The following is a 21,445-nucleotide window of genomic DNA, read 5'->3' as shown; positions in this document are numbered from 1 at the left end:
ACGGACCAGAGGAGCACCTCCATGCGTGACGCAGTCATCGTCGACGCCGTACGCACGCCCGTCGGCAAGGGCAAGCCGGGCGGCGCGCTGTCCGGCATCCACCCCACCGACCTGTCGGCGCACGTCCTCAAGGCGCTGGCCGAGCGCAACGGCCTCGACCCGGCCACCGTCGACGATGTGATCTGGGGCTGCGTCTCCCAGGTCGGCGAACAGGCCGGCTGCATCGGGCGGTACTCGGTCCTCGCCGCCGGCTGGCCCGAGCACGTCCCGGGCCTGACCATCGACCGCCAGTGCGGCTCCTCCCAGCAGGCCGTGCACCAGGCAGCGGCGGGCGTCATCGCCGGTCAGTACGACATCGCCATCGCGGGCGGCGTCGAGTCGATGTCCCGGGTGCCGATGGGGGCCAGCCGCTCCGGCGGCCAGTTCGGCGAGGCGTACGGCCCGCTGGTCGCCGAGCGGTACGACCACTACCGCTTCAACCAGGGCGTCGGCGCCGAGATGATCGCCGAGGAGTTCGGGCTGAGCCGCGAGGAGCTGGACCAGCACGCGCTGGACTCGCACGCCAAGGCCGCCCGCGCGATCGACGAGGGCCGCTTCAAGGGCCAGATCGCGCCCGTCACGGTCACCGACGCGGATGGCAACGAGCGCGTCTTCGACACCGACGAGGGGGTGCGGCGCGGCGGCACCCTGGAGAAGCTGGGGGGCCTGACCACCCCGTTCAAGGAGAACGGTGTCATCTCCGCGGGCAACGCCTCGCAGATCTCCGACGGCGCGGCAGCACTGCTGGTCACGACCCGGCAGGTCGCCGAGCGCAACGGCTGGACTCCGATAGCCCGCTTCCACACCGGTACGGTCACCGGCGCCGACCCGATCACCATGCTCAAGGGCCCGATCCCGGCCACCCACAAGGTACTGGAGCGGTCCGGCCTCACCCTGGCCGACATCGGGACCTTCGAGATCAACGAGGCGTTCGCCTCTGTATCGCTGGGCTGGCAACGCCAGGTCGGCGCGGACTACGACCGGCTGAACCCCAACGGCGGCGCCATCGCCCTCGGCCACCCGCTCGGCGGCTCCGGCGCCCGCCTGATGACCACCCTCGTCCACCACATGAAGGACAACGGCATCCGCTACGGCCTGCAGTCCATGTGCGAGGGCGGCGGCATGGCCAACGCAACGATCCTCGAACTGCTCTGAACACCGCCCTGCACGCCTGGTTTCATTGTGATGTCCCGTAGCAGCTACGGGAGACGTAGCTGGGGGCGTCCTTCCTGCGCAGCGCGCACAGGTCGGCCTTGAGCTTGCGGGCCTGCGCGACATGGGGGTCGCCGCCGGGCGCCAACGCCAGCAGATCGATGACGTGCAGCGCCTCCTGCACCCGCCCGGCGTCACGGAGCCGGGCGGCATGGTCGAGCACCGCCTGCTTGTCGGTGATGGCGTCGGCGCGCGCGGCGGCGGCAACGGCGGGCGGGCTGGGGTGCAGAGTGGTGGGGTTGCCGTCCCACCACCCGGTTTCCGACCGCACGATGTCGCGCACGATGAATTCGCGATGCCCGTAGTTCTCGCGCATCCAGGGCACGTCGAACAGCTCGGCCGGGTAATCGATGTCATGCACGAGGTCATCGACGCCCATGCCCCGATTGAGCCGCTCGACGACCGCGCGGCGCAGCCAGCGCAACGCGGCGGCGGTCGCGGTCAGTTGCTCGGCCGCACCGTCGCGGAGCACCGGACCGAACTCGGGGATCACGATCGCCGGATCGAGCGCGGCGAGCCGGTCGAGGGTGTCCGCCCAGCGCACGGTGTCGCGCATGGTGCGCATCGGGGTACCGATGTTGGGGATGCCGTTGATCACGGCCGCGCTGGCGTACAGTATCCGCTCCTGCGGCAGCCACACCGCGGTCACATCGTCGGTCTCCGAGGGTGCCCACAACAACCGGACCGTGCGGCCCGTGCTGTCCAGGGTGAGGGACTCGGCGTAGGTCTGATCGGGAAAAGTCAGCGGGGGAACGGGCGGGAAGTCCTCGATGGGCCGGCGGAACTGGCGCGCGTTGATGTGGTTCTGCAGGCCCGCGGTCTCCAGGTAACGGCGGTACCGGCGCTCGACGTTCTCGTGGGCGATCACCGTGGGGCGCGCCTCGCCGCGCTCCTCGGCGGCCTGGAGAAAACCGGGCACACCGTAGTTGTAGCCGAGATGTCCGTGGCTGTAGACGATCCAGCGGACCGGCTTGTCGGTGTGCGCACGCAGCCGGTCGAGTACCGGGCGAACGAGGCGGGGCGCCGGCCCGGAGTCGACGACCAGCAGACCTTGTCCGGTCTCCACGGCCAGGCTGTTGCCCTGCAAGCCGATGGTGTAGACCCCGGGTGCGATGACTTCCACTTCCCTGAGCCCGAGCAGGGGATTGGTCTCGTCGTTTGTCGCCAGCATGGCGGAAGCTCCTCGATTCGGTGTCCTGCCGTGGGGATGTGCGGTCGGTGGTGACTTTGATCAGCGGCGCTGGATGGGCGGCAGAGGGTATTTCCCTTGGAGCATCTCTTCGCGCGGCTGGTAGAACCGCAGGGTCAGTTCGAACTTTCCGGACGGTGCGGGCAGCCAGTTCGACGGGCAGTCGGCGGGTTCCTGGCGCTGGACGAAAATGTCGAGGGACCCGTCGCTGTTGTAGGTGAGACCGGGGGTTCGGTCACCGATGGCGTACCGGTTGATGTCGTTCTCGACGAGGAAATTCTCCTCGTCGTAGGCCGTGAGAGACCAGAAGGCGTCCACGGGCGGCAGCCGGTCGGCATCAAAATGCAGCCGGTAGGTGTTTTCGCCGGTGAGCTGATGGCCGGCCGCGTCCAGCCGAGTACTGGCGTAGACGGCTTCTTCCGCGGTGAGCGCGCCGAGGCCGTGCTGGGCGATGATCGCGCGGAGCAGGTGATTCTGCCCGTAGCTGCCGAGGTCGAGATCGTAGGACCATCCGGCCCCCTTTTCGTCTTTCTTCGCACCCCTCGTCGAGCCCCTGGTCTTCAGGAGACGGTCGCCGAAGTGGACCGCCTGCTCAAGGGCCAGCCTGGCCACGCCCTCGGGTACGTCCTGAGAGGGACGGCGCCCCGGCCCGATACCGAGGGAGGCGAAGCTGTCGAGGAGGGCGGTTTCCGTCGCGGGCGGGGGATTGACTTCGAGCGCGGCGCCCAGTTCATCGAAGAAGGAGATGCCCGCGGCGCCGATCTCGTGCGGGGAGAGCAGCGGTCCCGTCGACCATTCCGCAGTACGGTCGCTCTCGTCGGCCGGTGTCAGCCGGTACTGATTGATGAGTTCCGATGCGGCCTTGAGATCGCCTTCCCCGTCGACGATCGTCCGCCCGAGCAGCCAGACGGTGTTGGTCGGGGACTTCAGAACCGGAAGACCGGTGCTTTCTCCGTGCCATTGAGGCCCGACGATGAGGTGGCGGCCGGCTTCTGTGCCCGTTGTGCGACGGCCCACATATGCCCAGGTGTTGGTGTAGGCATCCAGAAACTGGAAGCTGTAATAACGCCCGCTGACGTCGGGGACGTCGAGGACGAGCGGCCCGCTCGCCAGGTCGAGCCAGGCGATGGAGTAGAGGGTGTCATTGTTCGGCTTGACGATTTCGCGGTCGCGTGGCGTTGCCAGTTTGGCACGGTGGCGAAGCGTGTTGAGAGGGGCGCTGCCGCGGTGGTTTTTGTGTGTGAGCAGTTTCCTGGTGCGTTCCATCAGGACCAGCGGATAGCCCCACACATAAGCCTCGACGCCGATGGCGAAGGTATCCGTGGCACGCTTGACGATTCCGAATCCGGCAGTGCTCATGACCGTATCTCCTTGGACAGCACGATGAGTGAGTCGACGGCGACCGCGGAGCCGTCGGTGCGGACGAGCAGCGGGTTGATGTCGAGTTCGGCCACGGTCGGTGCTTGCATGAGGAACTCGGCGAGCAGCGACAAGATCTCGGCGATTGCGGTGTGATCGAGCCCGGGGTACGTGGCGGCCAGCGTCGCAGCCACGTGTTGTACGGCGCCCGGGGCAGCGGGGAGCGGGATGGCGTGCCGTGCCTCGTCCGCGTCTTCCGCGTGAGCGCCGCCCGGGCCGATGACGAGGGCCGGCCCGTAGTGGGGGTCGCGGACGGCTCCCACGGACAGTTCCCCGCAGTGGGAGAGCTGAGGCTGCACTACTGCCTGTACGTCGCGCAGGCGCAGCTCATCGGCCCTGTCCAGCAGAGCGGAAGTCACCTTGGGGACGTCGGCGCCCGAGACCCCCAGGCGTACGAGGCCGAGCCGGGCGCGGTGCGGGGCGTCCGGAGAGTCGATCTTGACGACGAACGGCCCGTTGTCGTACGGCGTCGTGGTGACGGACTCCACGTACGGCACACCGAGCTCGCCGAGGAGCGTGCTCGCGAGTACCTCGGTCACCACACCGGGCTCGCGCGGCAGGCGGGCCGCGGCCCTCATCGCCGCTGCTTTCACGGCCGCTGTCGTGTCCTCGTCGAGCAGTTCGGGATCGGGTGCGCGTACGAGGCCGGGGAGTGCGCGCATCAGGCTCGCGATGCTCGTATGGACGACGCCGGCAGGGGTGTCGGCCAACGCACCGTCAGGGGGACAGGCCCAGATCAGCCAGCCGGGGGTCTCCAGGCCGGCGAGCGTGACGGCGAGCCGGTGGTACACCTCCGGGAACTGGTCGCCGAAGGTGAAGTAGCAGACGATGCCGTCCAGCGACGCGTCCTTGTCCAACGTCGTGAGCAGTTCGCCGAACGCGTCCGTTTTCCGGTAGAACTGACCGCCCAGGTCGATCGGGTTGTCGATCGCGGCCACCCCCGCCAGCTCCAGCGCTGCCACGGCAGCCCGCGTGCGCGGCCCCAGTTCCGGCACCTCGGCACCGAGCGCTGCCAGCCGGTCGGCGATCACCGCCCCGGCGCCACCGGACATGGACAGCACGGCGAACCGCGGGCGCGGGGGCAGTGCGATCGGGCGTTGCATCGCGGTCATCAGGTCGGCGAACGACTCGTCGTCCCCGGCCACGACGATCCCGGAGTCCCGGCACAGCGCGCTGAACAGCAGATGGTCGCCCGCGACGGCCGCGGTGTGCGAGAGGGTGGCCCGGCCACCCGCCTCGCTCACACCGGACTTCAGGACCACGACGCGCTTGCCGAGTGCGGCTGCCCGACGGCCGAGCCGGGTCAGTGCCGCGGGGTCCCGCACCTGTTCCACGTACAGGCCAAGGACGTGCACGTCGGGCCGTTCCAGCAGGTAGCCGCCGACATCGGTGAGTTGCAGGCACGCCTCGTTGCCCACGCTCGCGTAGTAGGAGTACGCGGCGCCGCGCTGATTGAGGAGACCGGCCAGTACGAATCCCATCGCGCCGCTCTGGGTGACGATGGCCAGCGGTCCGGGCGGTGGTGCGGGGCGTGCCACGTACGCGGACGCGGTCACCGCGGCAGCGGCGGGCTTGCTGATCACGCCGAGGCAGTTCGGGCCGAGCAGGGGCATGTCGCCCGCGGCGGCACGCAGCCGTTCCTGCCGGCCGCGGCCTTCCGGGCCGTCCTCGGCGAATCCGGCCGAGAACAGGACCACCGCTCCCACCCCACCGCGCCGCGCCCGCTCGACCACGTCGATGGCGGATGCGGCCGGCACGGCGATGACCAGCAGGTCGAGGAGGTGTCCCGCGGCCACGAGGTCGTCGATGACGGGGAGCCCGGGATCGGGGTCCCGCGGCTCGACGGCGTAGACCTCGCCCTCGTAACCTCCTGCCTGCAGCAGTTCGACGACGCGGCGGCCCCAGGTGCCGGGGCGCGCCGACAACCCGATCACACCGATTCTGCGGGGAAAGAAGAGCGCGTCGAGCGGATCGGACATCGAGCACCTCCGTGACTCGGTACGGGAATCAGCTGGTCAGCCTGACGTCAGCTGGAAGCGGCGGGCCTCGCGTTCCGGGTTGATGGTCAGCACGCCGATGAGGCCGCCGACGATCATCAGTCCGGCGCACACGGCGAAGGCCCCGTGGAAACCCGAGCCCGGCGACGGTGCCGCGTCGATGATCCAGCCGGTGACGGCGGGGGCGACGACGCCCGCCAGGGTCACCAGCGCGGTACTGGTGGCCAGCACCGCGCCCCGCCGGCGGACGGGTACGACCTGTGCCCCGATGAGGTAGTTCAGCGGGAACACCGCACTGGGCAGACCGAACGCGAGCGTCATCAGGAGCACGGCCAAGCCGTCGCCGGCGTAGGGGAGAGCGAACATGCACACCCCGGCGACGATCACCACCAGGCCGCCGGTGACGCCCCGGGCGACGCGGCCGCTCGCTCCGCCGCGCATCCAGCGGCCCGAGAGCCAGGGGACGAGCAGCAGCACTGCCGCGCTGACGATGTGCGGGACGACCACGAGATTGCCGGCCCCGGCCGCGGTGTACCCGAGTGAGGTCTCCAGGTACGCCGGAAGCCATGCCACGTTGAGCGCCAGCGCCCAGTAGGCGCCGATCCCCGCGGCGAGCGTGCCCAGCCAGGTGCCGTTGAAGAACAGCCGGCGGTATGAGACGTGCGGCTCGACGCGGGCGTCCGTGTTCTCGGCGCCCCTGTTCTCCGCGCCGTGCAGCCCGGCATCGTAGGTGTCCAAGGGGCCCTCGCGGCCGATGAACGCCCACAACACGACCCAGGCGAGCCCTGCCGCCGCGAGGGCGGCGAAGGCCGACCGCCAGCCGTGGTGCGTGATGAAGTACACCAGTGTCGGAGCGGCGATCGCCAGGCCGAGGGCGCCGCCCATGTTGGTCAGCGCCGTCGGCACCGATCGGGAGCGCTCGGGGAACCACTTCTGTACCGCGTGCACGGCCATCGGCGCGGTCGGACCCTCCGCCGCGCCCAGTGCGATGCGGCTGACGTACAGCGCGGGGACGCTGGCGGCCAGCAGTACGGGCAATGCGGTCAGCGACCACAGCACGGCGAGCGCCGCGAGGATCCACGTCGTCCGCACCCGGTTGGAGAGGAACCCGACGATCACCGCCGACAGGCTGAACAGCAGGTAGAAGCTGCTGGCGATCGCACCGTACTCGCCGGCGGTGAGGCCGAACTCCTTCATGATCGGGGCGGCGGCGAGCCCCAGCACCGCCTTGTCCGCGAAGTTGATCACCATCAGCGCGACCACCATCGCGGTGACCGCCCAGCCGCGCATGGTGCGCCGCGTGGTCTCGCCCGTGCCGCGCACGCCGGATCGTCCGACAACTTGCGGAGCCGTCATCGTGTGGCCTCCTGGACGCTGAAGGGAGCCGGGCATACCGCGTGGTATGCCCGGGCGACACCGATGAAACCGGTCCTTTAGCGTTCCGTCAACGGGGTGGGCGCCAGCGTTTTAGCGAAACGCTAAGCTTCAACAGGGCGCAGCCAAGCCGGTATTGACGCGGTGACCTGCAGATACGCCTGTCCGCCGAGGCAGGTCCGGAGTCAGCCCTTTCCGCTTTCCTCGGACGGTCCGGCGGTGCGCTCGGATGGCCCGTCGGGGTCCTCGGCCGGGCCGTCCACCGCGCTGCAGAGCCGCTCCGCGAGCCCGATGAACCGGTCATCGAGCTCGCGGACGCCCACCCCGAACTCCTTCGCCAGGCGCGAGCGCGCAAGGACGTAGCCCGTCGAGAGGGAGGTCAGAGCGGTGTGCAGGGCGACCAGATCGACATCACGGTCGATCAGCCCCGCCTCCTGATCCTGCCGCAGGAGTTCTTGTGTACGCGGCAGGTCGGGCATCAACCGGAGCTGTGTATCGCCGTCGAGGAGCAGGAGGACCGCCAGCCGGAAGGCCGACGCGTACCGGACGCCGCCCTTCAGCACGTGCCGGACGCGGGAGCTGAAGCGCGCCGGGCGGTCCTGGAGCCGGATGGCGGCGATGCGTTCCCGTACGTTCCGGCGGAGCGCCGAGCGCAGCAGATCCCGGCGGGAGCCGAAGTAGTGGTACACCAGCCCACGGTTGACCCCGGCCCGGTCGGCTACCTCGCGCAGGTTCAACCCGCCGAGCACACCATCGCGTTCGAGCAGGTCGAGAGCGGCGCGTTCGAGTGTCTGCGCGGTGAGTTCGCTGTCCATCGACGGCCCGGAAGACGCCCCCCTCTTGCCCACACTCTCACCCCACGACTCGGCAGCCTTGATACCGCCCCATCCTAGGGTTACGACTCGACTGCGGTGGTGGTGGCGCCGGAGGCCGGGCCGAAGGCGGGCGCGGGCACGGTTTCCGGGGACAGCAGTACGGAGGGCCGGCCGTCCACGCCCACTGGTACGTCGCCGTCGATGGTGACCCGGCGCAGCTTGCGCGTGTGGTCGTCGGAGTCGTCCACGCCGTAGTGCTGGGTGGCGCGGTTGTCCCAGATCGCCACGTCGCCGACCTGCCACTGCCAGCGCACGGTGTTCTCCGGCCGCTCGATGTGGGACTGGAAGAGGTTCACCAGGGCGCGCGAGTCCGCTCCGGTGAGGCCGGCGATGCGCTGTGCGAAGTTGCCGAGCAGCAGGACGCGTTCACCGGTCTCCGGGTGCACCCGGACCACCGGGTGCTCGGTGCGGAACTTCGTGGCGGTGAAGACCTCACGGTAGTGGACGAGCTGCTCGGGCGCGGCGTTGGGACGCAGCGCTGCGTAGTCGTAGTCGTTGGTGTGCACGGCCCGGAGACCGTCGGCGAGGGCGCGCAGCGGTGCGGGGAGGTTGCTGTACGCCGTCGCGGTGTTGGCCCACAGGGTGTTGCCGCCGTAGGGCGGGATGACGACGGCACGGAGGATGGAGAAGGCCGGGTAGGCGGGGACGAAGGTGACGTCGGTGTGCCACTGGTTGGCCCGGCCGCCGTAGTCGGAGTCGATCGGCAGGGCGTAGCGGCCGTCGGCCGAGGGAACGGTGGGGTGCGCCACCGGGGTGCCGAGGAGCGTGGCGAACTCCTCGTGGCTCTCCTCGTCCAGATGGTCCTGGCCGCGGAAGAAGACCACCTTGTGTTCCAGCAGGGCCGCGCGGATCGCGGCGACCGTCTCGGGCGGGAGGTCGCCGCCGAGGCGTACTCCGGAGATGACGGCGCCGAGGCGGCCGCCCACCTTTTCGACGGTGAGCGTTGCGGAAGCGGGGGCGGGCGCTGCCGTGGTGGAGGTCATGACGGGGATGTCCCTTCGGGAGGCGGAGGCGGAGGCGGAGGTGGAGGACGTCCGGGCTCGATTCGGCGTGGAATTCGACTCGGAGCGGAAGTAATGCCCGGGAGCGTCGCAGCGTCCGTGAAGGTGCGTCAAGCGGTCGCGGGCTCCCCGCACAGCACTCCCTGATGGTTCAATCGGCCTCTGCGCCGGTGTCTTCGCATCATCGGCGTCCGGCTGCGAAACCGGCCCTGACCAGCGACGATGACCACATCGCTGGGACAGAAGCGGAAGCGCGGAGCCGCTCGGGCGCCCACTGTTGTCTCGCCGTCTCCCCGGCGAACGGATTTCACACTCCGGCAACGTGAGAACCAACTGCGGCAATGTGCGAACCACATAGGAAAACCAGGAAGGCCGACCGATGACACTTGCCACCCCCGGTCCGCGCATGGCGGGCGACGGGCGCCGCGAAGCCAACACCGCCGCCGTGCTGAGGACAGTGCTCGATCACGGCCCCGTGGCGCGCAGTCGCATCGCCAGGCTGTCCGGGCTGAGTCCCGCGGCCGTCTCCCGGCAGTGCACGGACCTCACCCGGCTCGGCCTGGTCCGCGAGGTGCCGGGCCGCGCCGAAAGCGGTGGCGTGGGCCGCCCGCAGGTCCCCGTCGACCTGCACACCGGCGACGGCGGACCGGTCGCCGCGGGAGTCCACATCGGCGTGCCCGCCTCGACGTTCGGCATCGTGGACCTGCGCGGCACGGTGCTGGCCAAGGAGGTGTTCCCGCACGAGGGGATCTCCACCGAGCACCTTCAGGAACATGTACTGGACGGGCTGCGGGAGTTCGTCGCGACCGCTGTGCCCGGGCGGCCGTTGCTCGGCGTGGGCGCGGCGATGGGCGGTTGGATCGAGCCGCGCGAGGGCACCGTGGTCCGGCACGACCTGCTGGGCTGGCGGAGCCGCCCGCTCGGCAGCGCCCTCACCGCACGGCTGGGCCTGCCCGCCGCGGTCGACAATCACGCCCGTGCCATTGCCCAGTCGGAGATCCTGTTCGGCAGGCCGGCGGCCCGCCGCAGTCTGGTGCACCTCTTCGTCGGCAATGTGGTCGATGCCGCGGTCGGCATCGCGGGTGTGGTGCACCGCGGGCCGCGTGCGGGCGCCGGTGACGTGGCCCATCTGCCGGTGCCCGACTCCACGGTGGCCTGCGACTGCGGGCGCGTCGGCTGTCTCGGGGCGACGGCTTCCGACACCGCGACGGCGCGTACGGCGGTGCGCCGCGGCATCGTCCCCGAGCCGGATGCCGCGCTGTTGGTGGAGGCCGCGGCGGCCGGGGACGCGCGGGCCGACCGGCTGCTGCGCGAGCGGGCCAGGGCCGTGGGGCGTGCCACCGCGCTGCTGCTCGATGTGCTCAACCCCGACCTCGTGGTGATCACCGAAATCTCCAGTGCCCGGAACCCGGCGTACTTGGCGGAGATCCGGGGCGCGGCGGTCGATCTGTCGCACGTGTGCGACGACCCGGAACGCATCGTGAGTCCACATGCCGGACGGGAGGTACTTCCCGTCGCGGCCGGCACCGTCGTGCTGAACCCCCTGTTCAGGCGGCCTCTGCGGTCCCTCGGGGCACGGGCGACACATGAGGTACATACGGGCGCAACAACTGACGGTGCGTCGGCAATGGACGTCGGTTGACCGGTCGTAGGACTCACTGTCATATTGCTCGCGTGAATCCGGACATGCGCCTCATCGCCCGCAGGCACGTCGACCTCTGTCGACAGGCCAGCGCGGTCTGTGCCGTCCGCGACTGATTCACCCCTCTCTTCTCACCATGCCTTGAGGCCGTCCCGCCTGCTTGCACGCGGGCGTCAGGCCGTTGCGTGTTCCTCAGCCACCAGGTGTGAGTCCCGCGGCCATTAATTGCTGCCGCAGCGAAAAGAACTTCCCCGCACTCTCCCGGGCACTGGCCGTCCACACCATCACTCCGTCATCAGGCAGGCCCCATGACCGAGCCACACCCTTCCCCGTCACCCCATCCGTCGCGGCGCAGCACCCTGCGTGCCACCGGCGCCGGCGCCCTGCTGCTCGGACTGGGGCTGACCGGCTGCCGTTCGGCGGTGTCCGCTTCGAGCTACCGGGCCGGCGACGACAGCGGCCCCCGCCGGGGCGGCACCGTCAGCGTGGCCATCAACAGCGACTTCACCCCGAGCCTGCTGTTCTCCCAGAGTTCCCAACCCCTGCAGAACCGGCTGCTGTTCAACACCCTCACCCGGTACGACGACGCACTGAAACCGCACCCCGAACTCGCCACGTCGTGGACGTACGCGAAGGACGGCCGCAGCGTCACCCTGAAGCTCAGGGACGACGTGACGTACCACGACGGCCGCCGGTTCACCGCTGACGACGTCATCTTCGCGGTACGGAATCTGCAGGACCCGCAGCGCGCCGCCCAGTTGAGGGCGACAGCGGCGGCCATCACCGATTTCGAGAAGCGCGGTGACCACGAGCTGGTGCTGAAGCTGGCCCACCCGGTGACCAATCTCTTCGACCTCTTCGAATTCATGATCATCCCGGACCGGCACACCGTCGAGCAGGCCGTCACCGGCAAGACGCTCAACGGCACCGGGCCCTTCCGGCTGAAGAAGTGGAGCCCCGGTTCCGCCCTGAGCCTGATCCGCAACGACAGATACTTCAAGCCCGGACGCCCCTACCTGGATGCGGTGGAACTGCGCGTCATACCGCAGGCCGAGGCCCTGATCTCCTCCCTCCGCTCCGGCCAGTCGCACCTCTCCTACCAGGTGCCCGGGAAGAGCATCCGCACGGTCAGGGACAACCCCGATCTCGTGGTCACCACGTACGACACGGGCGCCGGCGCCAGCTATCTCGGCGTCAACACCACCATCGCGCCCTTCGACGACAAGACCGTCCGCCAGGCGCTGGCCTGGTCGGTGGACCGCGACCGGATCCTGAAACAGTCCCTCGGCGGCTACGGCCTGGCCTCCGCGGCGCCCTGGCCCAAGTCCTCCCCGGCCTACACCGAGGCGAACCGCACCCACTACACCTACGACCCCGCCAAGGCGCGCCGGCTGCTGAAGTCCGCGGGCCACAGCCGGCTCACAGCACCCCTGCTCCACCTCAACTCACCCGAATCCACTGCCATCGCCGAGGCCGTCCAGTACGACCTCCAGCAGGCGGGCGTCCGCGTCACATTGCAGCCCACCGACCCGGCCACCGCGCAGAAGAAGCTCATCTCGCAGGACATGCCGGCGCTGTGGACCATGGACCACGGCTTCGCGCAGGTGCAGCCCGCCACCCTCGCCGTCAGCGCGTACCCCTTCAACGAGGCCAAGAACACCTCGAAGTACCGCTCGGAGCACTACACGAAGGTGGTACGGGAGGCATGGACGGCCGCCGGAGCCGGCACCGCGCGGCAGCACGCCCTGGAACAACATGTCTCCGACGTCCTGCTCGACGAGGCGTTCATCATCGACCTCGTCGTCCAGGGGAGCGTGCAGGTCGCCAGCAGCAAGCTGCACGGCGTCACGCTCAACAAATTCATGTACCTCAACCTCGACGACGCCTACCTGGTGTGATCATGCGCAGCTACCTCCTCAAGCGGCTGCCGTCCGCTCTCCTCGTCCTCGTCCTCGCCTCCTTCCTGATCTTCGGCATCCTGCGGCTGGTCCCCGGCGATCCCGCGAGCGCCCTCGCCGGGCCGGACGCCGACACCGCCACCGTGGCCGCCATCCGCGAGCGGCTGGGGCTGAACGAGCCGCTGTTCGCCCAGTACGGCTCCTGGATCGGCGGACTGATCAGCGGCGACCTCGGCCCCTCGTACGTGATCGGCGGCGACACCGCTGACCTCATCACCGGCGGGCTGGGCGCCACCGTCGAACTGACCCTGGGCGCCCTGCTGTTCACCGTCCTCCTCGGCACCGCCTTCGGTGTACTCGGCGCGACGTCGCGCAGTCGTGGGGTCCGTACCGCCGTCCGCGTCGTCACCACCGGCGCGCTGGCCGTGCCGTCGTTCGTCACCGGCGTCCTACTCGTCCTCGTCTTTTCGGTGGCCGTCCGCGTCCTGCCCTCCGGCGGGCGGGTGCCACTGCTCGAAGCGCCCGACCTCTCCGTGCAGTACCTGCTGCTGCCGTCGCTGTGCCTCGCACTGCCCAGCGCCGCCGTCCTCGGCCGGTACCTCAAGGACGGCATCGAGCGGACCCTCGGCGAGGAATACGTCCGCACCGCCACCGCCGCGGGCATTCCGCCGCGCAGGCTGCTGTGGCGGCACGCACTGCCCAACGCGCTGCCGCCCGTCGTGACCGTCCTCGGCATGCAGATCGGCCAACTCCTGGGCGGCGCCGTCCTGGTGGAGGCCATCTTCGCCTGGCCGGGGCTCGGCCAGCTCGCCGAACAGGGCCTCGTCCGCCGCGACTACCCGGTCGTCCAGGACCTGCTCCTCCTCCTGGTCACCGTCTTCGTCCTCGTCCAACTGCTCACCGACCTCGTCTACGCCTGGCTCGATCCCCGGATCAGGTGGGAGTGACCGCCATGACCACCACCACACCGACCGCCGGTGCCGTCCCGGGCACCGCGCCCGCCGCCCGTAAGGCACCGGCCCGCCGCCACCCGTACCTGGCAGCGCTGCGCACCCCGCGCGGCCTCACCGGCCTCGCCCTCGTCGCGCTGATCGTCCTCGGCGGACTCTTCGCACCCCTGCTGAGTGGCCACGACCCCACCGCGCAGAGCGGCCTGGGCCTCGCCGCGCCCGGCACCGCAGGCCACCCGCTCGGCACCGACGACCTCGGCCGCGACCTGCTCGGTCGGGTGCTGTACGGCATCCGCACCGACCTGGGCGTCATCGCCCTGGCCGTGCCACTCGGCGCCCTGCTCGGCTGCCTCTTCGCACTGCTGGCGGCCGCCCACCCGGTCGCCGACACAGCAGTGCAGCGGGTCTTCGACCTGATCCTCGCCTTTCCCGGGCTGATCCTCGCGCTCGCCGTCACCGCCGTGCTCGGCCCGGGGCGGCTGCCCGTGATCCTGGTGATCGCCCTCGCCGAAATACCCGTATTCGGACGGCAGTTGCGCGGCGGCATCCTCGTCCAGCGGGAACGCGAGTACGTCGTCGCCGCGCGCGTCGGCGGCACCTCCAGTTCCCGGGCACTGGTCCGCCACATCCTGCCCAACGCCGCCGACCCGCTCGTCGTGCAGCTCGCTCTCTCGCTCACCGTCGCGGTCTTCCTGGAAGGCGCCATGAGCTTCCTCGGCGTCGGCGTCCGGCCCCCGGAACCCACCCTCGGCAGCGTGCTGAACCAGTCCATGCCCTACCTCGCCGACGCTCCGCAGTTCGCCGCCGGGCCGCTGCTCGCGGTGACCGTACTCGTCCTCGGCCTCTCGCTGGTGGCCGATGCCCTGAACCGGGAGATACGCCGATGACGACCACTCGGACCAGCCCCCTGGCCGGAGAGCGGGCCGCGGGAGTCGACGCCGAACTGCTCGAAGTACGCGACCTGTCCGTCGAGTTCACCGGGGCCGACGGACGCCCCGTACGGGCCGTGCGCGACGTCTCCTTCACACTGCGGCGCGGCGAGACCCTGGCCATCGTCGGCGAGTCCGGCTCCGGCAAGTCGACGACCGCCTTCGCGGCGGCCCGGATGCTGCCCGGCACCGGACGTGTCACCGGCGGCTCCGTCCTCCTCGACGGCGAGGACCTGGTGGCGGCCGATGAACGCCACCTGCGCACCGTACGCGGTGCCCGCATCGGCATGATCTTCCAGGACCCGATGACGTCCCTGAACCCGGTGCTCACCGCGGGCAGACACCTCGACGAAGTACTCCGCGCGCATGGATACGGCGACCGGGCCGCACGCAGGGCCCGCGCCGCCGAACTCCTCGGCCTGGTCGGCATCCCCGACCCCGAGCGGCGCCTCGACGACCACCCGCACCGCTTCTCCGGCGGCCAGCGCCAGCGCATCCTCATCGCCATGGCCCTCGCCGGCGAACCGGACGTCCTGATCGCCGACGAGCCCACCACCGCCCTCGACGCCACCGTCCAGGACCAGATCCTGAACCTGCTCACCGACCTGAACCGGCGCACCGGCACCGCACTCGTCCTCATCTCCCACAACATGGGCGTGGTGGCCCGCACCTGCGCACGCGTGCTGGTGATGTACGGCGGCTCCGTCGTCGAGGACGGCCCCACCGACCGGGTACTCACCCGGCCGCGCCACCCCTACACCGCGGGGCTGCTCGCCGCCGTACCGCGGCTCTCCGCCCCCTCGGGCACCCGGCTGACCGGCATTCCCGGCAGCCCGCCCGACCCCGCACGGCCGACGGAGGGCTGCGCCTTCGCGGAGCGGTGCGCCTTCGCCGAGGACGGCTGCCGCACCGCCCGGCCCCGGCTCGTCACCCTTGACGACGGGGTGCGCGCCGCCTGCCCGCCGGCCGCCGCGCGTACGGAACCACTGTCCGGCCCCGCGGCGCCCGAACGCATCGACCGGCCGACGCCCGGCGGCACCGTGCTGGCCGCCGAGAACATCCGCAAGGTGTACCGGGGCCGTGGCCTCACCGGGCGCACGAAGGGCTTCACCGCGCTGGACGGGGTGTCCCTCACCCTAGCGGCGGGGGAGACCCTCGGCATCGTCGGCGAATCCGGCTCGGGGAAATCGACGCTGGCCAGGGTTCTCGCCCACGCGCACCCCTCGGACGGCGGCACGCTGCGCCTGCGCGGCCAGGACATCACCCGGCCGTCGCGCACGGAGTTGCGCGAGGTGCGGCGGGCCGTCCAGATGGTGTTCCAGGATCCGTACGCCTCCCTCAACCCCCGCATGACGGTGGGTCAGGTCGTGGCCGAGCCGCTGATCTCCCTCGGCCTCGGCGACCGTCGGGCACGGGAACAGCGGGTCGCCGAGCTGCTCCGGCAGGTCGGTCTCGACCCGTCAGCGGCCGGCCGGCACCCGCGCGCCTTCTCCGGCGGGCAGCGGCAGCGCATCGGCATCGCGCGCGCCCTGGCACCCGAACCCACCGTGCTCATCTGCGACGAACCCGTCTCCGCACTCGATGTCTCTCTGCAGGCAGGGATCGTCAACCTCCTCGGCGACCTGCAGCGCGACCTGGGGCTCGCGTTGGTCTTCATCGCACATGACCTCGCGGTGGTCCGGCAGGTCAGCCACCGCATCGCCGTGATGCACAACGGGCGGATCGTGGAGACCGGCAGCGCCGACGAGGTCTGCGAGAACCCGCGCGATCCCTACACCCGGGCGCTGCTCGCGGCGGCCCCGGAGCCCGTACCCGTCGCGCCGGGGGTGGTCGTATGACGGCACGCATTGCCACCGCCTCGTGTTGTGCGCCGCGCCGACCTGCCACGGCGGCTCCCGTTTCCCTACCCCTGCGGAAGCCGGAGCCCGCCACCCCACCGGGACACCGCATGGCCGACCTCCCCGGCGGCACCTTCCGGATGGGGGATGCCTTCGGCGAGGGGTACTGGGCCGACCGCGAAGGCCCCGTCCGCGAGGTGGCCGTGGCGCCCTTCGCCATCGACACCACCGCCGTCACCAACGCCCAGTACGCCGCCTTCACCGCCGCCACCGGCTACACCACCGATGCGGAACGCCTCGGCAGCTCCTTCGTCTTCCACCAGCTCCTCGCGCCCACCGCCCGTAAACACGTCCTCGGCCGGGTGGCGGGCGCACCGTGGTGGCTCGGCGTCGAAGGCGCCGTCTGGCACGCCCCCGAAGGCCCCGGCTCGCACGTCGACGACCGGCACGACCACCCCGTGGTCCATATCTCGCACGCCGACGCCCTTGCCTACTGCGACTGGGCGGGGCTGCGGCTGCCCACCGAAGCCGAATGGGAGTACGCAGCTCGTGGCGGGCTCGACGGCGCCCGCTTCCCGTGGGGCGACGACTTCACCCCCGGCGGCCGCGAGATGTGCAACACCTGGCTCGGCTACTTCCCCCGCCGCTCCGACCGGCCGGGCGGACGCACCGGCACCGTCCCGGTCACCGCGTACGAACCCAACGGCTACGGCCTGTACAACACCTCGGGCAACGTCTGGGAGTGGTGCGCCGACGCCTTCGCGCCCGGCGAGCGGGTCATCCGCGGCGGCTCCTACCTGTGCCACGCCTCGTACTGCCACCGCTACCGGGTCGCGGCGCGCTCCCACAATACCCCCGACTCCTCCACCGGACACGGCGGCTTCCGCTGCGCCCGCGACCTCCCGCAGCCCCCGACGGAAGAAGGAACCACTCCGTGAAGGCCGTCATGGTCATGTTCGACAGCCTCAACCGGCACCTGCTGCCGCCCTACGGCGCCGACTGGACGCACGCACCGAACTTCTCCCGGCTCGCCGAACGCACCGTCACCTTCGACAACTGTTACGCGGGCTCGATGCCCTGCATGCCGGCCCGCCGCGAGCTGCACACCGGGCGCCACAACTTCCTGCACCGGAGCTGGGGGCCGCTGGAGCCGTTCGACGACTCCATGCCGGAACTCCTCAAGCAGCACGGTGTGTACACCCATCTCGTCAGCGACCACCAGCACTACTGGGAGGACGGCGGCGCGACCTACCACACCCGGTACAACTCCTGGGAGTTCTTCCGAGGCCAGGAGGGCGACCCGTGGAAGGGCCAGGTAGCCGACCCGGAGCCGCCGCGCGACCTGCACTCGGGCCGTGGCGAGATCTGGCGGCAGGACTGGGTGAACCGGCAGTACCTCGACACCGAGGCCAAGCAGCCGCAGACCCTCACCTTCGACGCGGGCCTGGAATTCCTCCGCGTCAACCACGCCGAGGACGACTGGTTCGTCCAGATCGAGACCTTCGATCCGCACGAGCCCTTCTTCACCCAGGAGCACTACAAGGACCTCTACCCGCACGACTACGACGGTCCGCACTTCGACTGGCCCGACTACACGAAGGTCACCGAGACCGAGGAACAGCAGGCCCACGCGCGGTACGAGTACGCCGCACTGCTGTCGATGTGCGACCGGTCCCTCGGCCGGGTCCTCGACGCGATGGACGAGTACGGGCTGTGGGACGACACCCTGCTCATCGTCTGCACCGACCACGGCTTCCTGCTCGGCGAGAAGGGCTGGTGGGCCAAGGTCGTCCAGCCCTGGTACAACGAGTTGGTCCACACCCCGCTGTTCGTGCACGACCCGCGCCGCCCGGAGGCCGCCGGCAGCCGCCACGACGGACTCGTGCAGACCATCGACCTCGCGCCCACCCTGCTGGAGTACTTCGGCGTCCCGCCCACCCCCGACATGCAGGGACGCCCCCTCGGCGAGGCGCTGACAAGTCAACTGCCGCGCGAATCAGCGCTGTTCGGCATGTTCGGCGGCCATGTCAACATCACCGACGGCCGTTACGTCTACATGCGCGCCTGCCACGACGACACCAATAAGCCGCTGTACGAGCACACCCTCATGCCCACCCACATCCGCGGCCGCTTCTCGCCCGAGGAACTCTCCGACATCCGCCTCGCCGAGCCGTTCCCCTTCACCAAGGGAGTGCGCACCCTCCGTGTCGAGGCCCGCACCTCACCGCTGCTGGGCCCGGCCCGCTTCGGCACCCTCCTCTTCGACCTGGAGACCGACCCCAGGCAGGAGCACCCCCTCGCGGACGACGAGGTCGAGCTGCGGATGCTGCGGCTCCTGGTCGAGCAACTGCGCGCGGGGGACGCGCCCGACGACCAGTACGAGCGGCTCGGTGTACCGCGAGACCCGGCCGAGGTCGCCGAGAAGGACCTGCTGGTCACCGCGCAACGCGAGCGTGCCGACGCCGCCCGGCTGCCGGCACCGCGCTCCGACCAGTTCCCCGAGGGGCGGCTGAACCTCCGTACCCCGCTGGTGGAGCTGTTGTCCGCACCGGCGGCCGTCGAGGCGGTGCGCAGGCTGCTGCCCGGCTTCCTCGACACCGAGCTGCTGACCGTACGCGGCGGCGGCTCCCTGCTGCAGCTCGCCGCCGTCACCGGCCACCCCGCCCCCGACCAGCTCACCGCGCTGGCCGAAGAACTCGCCCGCCTGTATCCGGCCCACGCCCAGGAGATCCCCGCACCGTGACCACCCGCCGAGACCCCTACGAAGACTTCCCCGGCCACATCGCCCGCACCTTCGCCGCGTCCGAGCCCGCCTGGCCCGCACGTCGCACCGCTCCCGCCGGCGCACCCAACATCGTCGTGGTGCTTGTCGACGACATGGGCTACAGCGACATCGGCCCCTTCGGCTCGGAAATCCCCACTCCCACCCTGGACGACCTCGCCGACCAGGGCGTACGGCTCTCCAACTACCACACCATGCCGCTGTGCTCCCCGGCCCGCGCCGCCCTCCTCACCGGGCTCAACCCGCACCGCGTCGGCTACGCGCACGTGGCCAACTCCGACCCCGGCTTTCCCGGCTACGGCATGACGATCGCCGAGGACATCCCCACCCTCGCGGAACTCCTGCACGACCAGGGTTACGCCACTTACGCCGTCGGCAAGTGGCATCTCGTACGCGACTCGGCCTCCAACGCCGCCGACGACCGCGCCAACTGGCCGCTGCAGAAGGGCTTCGACCGCTACTACGGCGTCCTGGAGGGCCTGACCAGCCTCTTCCACCCGCACCAGCTCGTCCGTGACAACAGCCCCCTCGACATCGACGAGCTGCCCGAGGGCTACTACTACACCGATGACCTCACCGACCAGGCCCTCTCCATGATCAAGGGCCTGCGCGCCCACGACCCCGACAAACCCTTCTTCCTCTACCTCGCGCACAACGCCGTGCACGGCCCCCTCCAGGCCAAGGAGGAGGACATCGCCCGCCACCGCGGCCGCTACGACGAGGGCTGGGACGCACTGCGCGACCAGCGCTTCGCCGCCCAGATCGCAGCCGGCCTCTTCCCGCCCGGCACCGCACTGCCCGACCGCAACAGCGAGGCCGGACTCGACGTACCCGCCTGGGACTCCCTCACGGCGGACGAACAGCGCCGCTACGCCCGCTACATGGAGGTGTACGCGGCGATGGTCGACAACATCGACCAGAACCTCGGCCGCCTCACCGCCACCCTCGAAGCCCTCGGCGAACTCGACAACACCGTCATCGTCTTCACCTCCGACAACGGCGGCACCGGCGAGGGCGGCGCGGAGGGCACCCGCTCCTACTTCAGCCGCTTCGTGCACCACCCGCGGCTGCCCGGCGACTGGGAGCCGGACGTCGACCGCGACCCGGACCTCATCGGCGGCCCGCGCAGCCTCGTGCACTATCCCCGAGGCTGGGGGATGGCCTCCAACACGCCCTTCCGCCTGTACAAGGGACACACCTACGCGGGCGGGGTGCGCGTACCGTTCGTGCTGTCCTGGCCGCGCGGCGTCCGCGACGGCCGCCTCGCACGGGGGCTGCGCACCCAGTACCAGTACGTCACGGACATCACCCCCACCCTCCTCGAACTCGCCGGTACCCCGCGCCCGGACGAGCGTCGCGGGGTGCCCCTGCAGGAGGTGGACGGAGCGAGCTTCGCCCCGGTCCTCGCCGACCCGGCCGCCGGCTCCACCCACCCCGAGCAGTACTGCGAGATGACCGGGAACCGCAGCTACTACCGCGACGGCCACAAACTGGTCACCCTGCACCGCCCCGGCACCCCCTATGACGACGCCGAGTGGGCCCTGTACGACCTTCGCACCGACCCCACCGAGATCCATGACCTGGCCGGTCAACGGCCGGACCTTGTAAAGGAGTTGGCGGCCGCATGGGAGGAGGCCGCCTGGCGCAACGGTGTCTTCCCGCTCCCCGACGGCAGTGGCGCGCTCGCCCACCGCCACCCCGCCGACGAGCGCTACACCCGCGAGCTGCGGCTGCTGCCCGGCACCCCCGAGCTGGAGCGCTACCGCTCCTCCCGGCTGATCGCCTTCCGCTCCTTCGAGATCGCCGTGCGCCTGGAGTCGTACGCCGACGGCGACCAGGGCGTTCTCGTCTCGCACGGTGACCAGGGCGGCGGCTACAGCCTCTACGTCGAGGACGGCCGGCTGTACTTCGCCTACAACGAGTACGGCCGGCTGCACGAGACGGATGCCGGGCCGCTACCGCCCGGCACCCGCGACATCCTGCTCACCGCCACCGCCGAGGAGGGACTGCGCTGGCGTTTCTCGCTCACCGTGGACGGCGCGGAGCGGCCGGTGCCGGGCAGTGTGCACCAGCTCATCGGCATGGCACCGTTCCAGGGCATCAGCGTCGGCATCGACCGCAAATCACCGGTCTCCTGGCCGCTCCACGAGCGCCACCGCGCCTTCCGCTACGACGGCCGGCTGCACTCGGTGACCTACCGCCCCGGCGCGCCGGGCCCGGACGCGCCGGAGACAGTGGCGAAAACCCTGCGGGAGGCGGCCGCCGCCTTCGAGTGACCACTCCGGTACGGCACCGGGACG

At 70.6% G+C, this 21,445-nt stretch carries 16 protein-coding genes; 10 read left to right on the top strand and 6 right to left on the bottom strand.

Translation table 11 applies throughout. The features are described 5' to 3' along the window. Positions 1–21 precede the first annotated feature (21 nt). Positions 22–1,194, top strand: a complete 1,173-nt coding sequence (locus tag IG84_RS0107305) for a thiolase family protein (RefSeq protein WP_031052751.1) — start codon at positions 22–24, stop codon at positions 1,192–1,194. 22 nt (positions 1,195–1,216) lie between these two features. Here the strand turns inward: IG84_RS0107305 and IG84_RS0107300 are convergent, their stop codons facing one another. From IG84_RS0107300 to IG84_RS0107275, 6 genes are all read right to left on the bottom strand, one after another. Then, positions 1,217–2,422, bottom strand: a complete 1,206-nt coding sequence (locus IG84_RS0107300; RefSeq protein ID WP_031052749.1) for an alkyl sulfatase dimerization domain-containing protein — start codon at positions 2,420–2,422, stop codon at positions 1,217–1,219. Positions 2,423–2,482: 60 nt separating this feature from the next. Further along, positions 2,483–3,799, bottom strand: coding sequence for a DUF1254 domain-containing protein (locus IG84_RS0107295; protein ID WP_031052747.1), 1,317 nt, complete (start codon positions 3,797–3,799; stop codon positions 2,483–2,485). Beyond that, complete coding sequence (locus IG84_RS0107290; RefSeq protein WP_031052746.1) at positions 3,796–5,838, bottom strand: acetate--CoA ligase family protein; 2,043 nt, start codon at positions 5,836–5,838, stop codon at positions 3,796–3,798. The genes IG84_RS0107295 and IG84_RS0107290 overlap by 4 nt, the downstream gene beginning before the upstream one ends. Positions 5,839–5,874: 36 nt before the next feature. Next, complete coding sequence (locus IG84_RS0107285) at positions 5,875–7,212, bottom strand: MFS transporter (RefSeq protein ID WP_031052741.1); 1,338 nt, start codon at positions 7,210–7,212, stop codon at positions 5,875–5,877. A gap of 203 nt (positions 7,213–7,415) precedes the next feature. Further along, entirely contained in the window at positions 7,416–8,045 is a 630-nt protein-coding gene (locus IG84_RS38750) for a TetR/AcrR family transcriptional regulator (RefSeq protein ID WP_031052738.1), read from the bottom strand. Between the two features lie 80 nt (positions 8,046–8,125). Beyond that, positions 8,126–9,088: a TauD/TfdA dioxygenase family protein gene (locus IG84_RS0107275; RefSeq protein ID WP_031052735.1), complete on the bottom strand. Its 963-nt coding sequence runs from the start codon at positions 9,086–9,088 to the stop codon at positions 8,126–8,128. 397 nt (positions 9,089–9,485) lie between these two features. On the opposite strand from IG84_RS0107275, the gene IG84_RS0107265 reads away from it, so the two are divergent. From IG84_RS0107265 to IG84_RS0107230, 9 genes are all read left to right on the top strand, one after another. Then, positions 9,486–10,748: an ROK family transcriptional regulator gene (locus IG84_RS0107265; protein ID WP_078648661.1), complete on the top strand. Its 1,263-nt coding sequence runs from the start codon at positions 9,486–9,488 to the stop codon at positions 10,746–10,748. 44 nt (positions 10,749–10,792) lie between these two features. Continuing rightward, positions 10,793–10,864, top strand: coding sequence for a putative leader peptide (locus IG84_RS42895; RefSeq protein ID WP_382467422.1), 72 nt, complete (start codon positions 10,793–10,795; stop codon positions 10,862–10,864). A 192-nt stretch (positions 10,865–11,056) separates the two neighbouring features. After that, positions 11,057–12,646 (top strand): ABC transporter substrate-binding protein, encoded by a 1,590-nt coding sequence (locus tag IG84_RS0107260; RefSeq protein WP_031052731.1) that lies wholly within the window; start codon positions 11,057–11,059, stop codon positions 12,644–12,646. 2 nt (positions 12,647–12,648) lie between these two features. After that, positions 12,649–13,593: an ABC transporter permease gene (locus IG84_RS0107255; protein ID WP_031052728.1), complete on the top strand. Its 945-nt coding sequence runs from the start codon at positions 12,649–12,651 to the stop codon at positions 13,591–13,593. A 5-nt stretch (positions 13,594–13,598) separates the two neighbouring features. Beyond that, on the top strand, positions 13,599–14,483 hold the full coding sequence (locus tag IG84_RS0107250; protein WP_031052726.1) for an ABC transporter permease: 885 nt from the start codon (positions 13,599–13,601) through the stop codon (positions 14,481–14,483). After that, positions 14,480–16,363, top strand: a complete 1,884-nt coding sequence (locus IG84_RS0107245) for an ABC transporter ATP-binding protein (protein WP_051861475.1) — start codon at positions 14,480–14,482, stop codon at positions 16,361–16,363. Before IG84_RS0107250 ends, IG84_RS0107245 begins: the two co-directional genes overlap by 4 nt. Continuing rightward, the gene (locus tag IG84_RS0107240) at positions 16,360–17,301 is read left to right on the top strand and encodes a formylglycine-generating enzyme family protein (RefSeq protein ID WP_211266425.1); all 942 of its coding nucleotides are present in this window, start codon (positions 16,360–16,362) and stop codon (positions 17,299–17,301) included. Before IG84_RS0107245 ends, IG84_RS0107240 begins: the two co-directional genes overlap by 4 nt. Further along, a complete protein-coding gene (locus tag IG84_RS0107235) occupies positions 17,298–19,106 on the top strand; it encodes a sulfatase (RefSeq protein ID WP_031052720.1) in 1,809 nt (602 codons plus the stop codon). Before IG84_RS0107240 ends, IG84_RS0107235 begins: the two co-directional genes overlap by 4 nt. Beyond that, on the top strand, positions 19,103–21,421 hold the full coding sequence (locus IG84_RS0107230) for an arylsulfatase (RefSeq protein WP_031052717.1): 2,319 nt from the start codon (positions 19,103–19,105) through the stop codon (positions 21,419–21,421). Before IG84_RS0107235 ends, IG84_RS0107230 begins: the two co-directional genes overlap by 4 nt. Positions 21,422–21,445 lie beyond the last annotated feature (24 nt).

The organism is Streptomyces ochraceiscleroticus, from assembly GCF_000720485.1.
Classification (GTDB): domain Bacteria; phylum Actinomycetota; class Actinomycetes; order Streptomycetales; family Streptomycetaceae; genus Streptomyces; species Streptomyces ochraceiscleroticus.
The sequence above is the reverse complement of the archived record's forward strand: the minus strand, read 5'-3'. Positions and strand labels throughout refer to the sequence as shown.

Coding starts and splice junctions, on each gene's coding strand:
- IG84_RS0107305 (WP_031052751.1), top strand. CDS start 22: ATGCGTGACGCAGTCATCGTCGACGCCGTACGCACGCCCGTCGGCAAG.
- IG84_RS0107300 (WP_031052749.1), bottom strand. CDS start 2,422: ATGCTGGCGACAAACGACGAGACCAATCCCCTGCTCGGGCTCAGGGAA.
- IG84_RS0107295 (WP_031052747.1), bottom strand. CDS start 3,799: ATGAGCACTGCCGGATTCGGAATCGTCAAGCGTGCCACGGATACCTTC.
- IG84_RS0107290 (WP_031052746.1), bottom strand. CDS start 5,838: ATGTCCGATCCGCTCGACGCGCTCTTCTTTCCCCGCAGAATCGGTGTG.
- IG84_RS0107285 (WP_031052741.1), bottom strand. CDS start 7,212: ATGACGGCTCCGCAAGTTGTCGGACGATCCGGCGTGCGCGGCACGGGC.
- IG84_RS38750 (WP_031052738.1), bottom strand. CDS start 8,045: ATGGACAGCGAACTCACCGCGCAGACACTCGAACGCGCCGCTCTCGAC.
- IG84_RS0107275 (WP_031052735.1), bottom strand. CDS start 9,088: ATGACCTCCACCACGGCAGCGCCCGCCCCCGCTTCCGCAACGCTCACC.
- IG84_RS0107265 (WP_078648661.1), top strand. CDS start 9,486: ATGACACTTGCCACCCCCGGTCCGCGCATGGCGGGCGACGGGCGCCGC.
- IG84_RS0107260 (WP_031052731.1), top strand. CDS start 11,057: ATGACCGAGCCACACCCTTCCCCGTCACCCCATCCGTCGCGGCGCAGC.
- IG84_RS0107255 (WP_031052728.1), top strand. CDS start 12,649: ATGCGCAGCTACCTCCTCAAGCGGCTGCCGTCCGCTCTCCTCGTCCTC.
- IG84_RS0107250 (WP_031052726.1), top strand. CDS start 13,599: ATGACCACCACCACACCGACCGCCGGTGCCGTCCCGGGCACCGCGCCC.
- IG84_RS0107245 (WP_051861475.1), top strand. CDS start 14,480: ATGACGACCACTCGGACCAGCCCCCTGGCCGGAGAGCGGGCCGCGGGA.
- IG84_RS0107240 (WP_211266425.1), top strand. CDS start 16,360: ATGACGGCACGCATTGCCACCGCCTCGTGTTGTGCGCCGCGCCGACCT.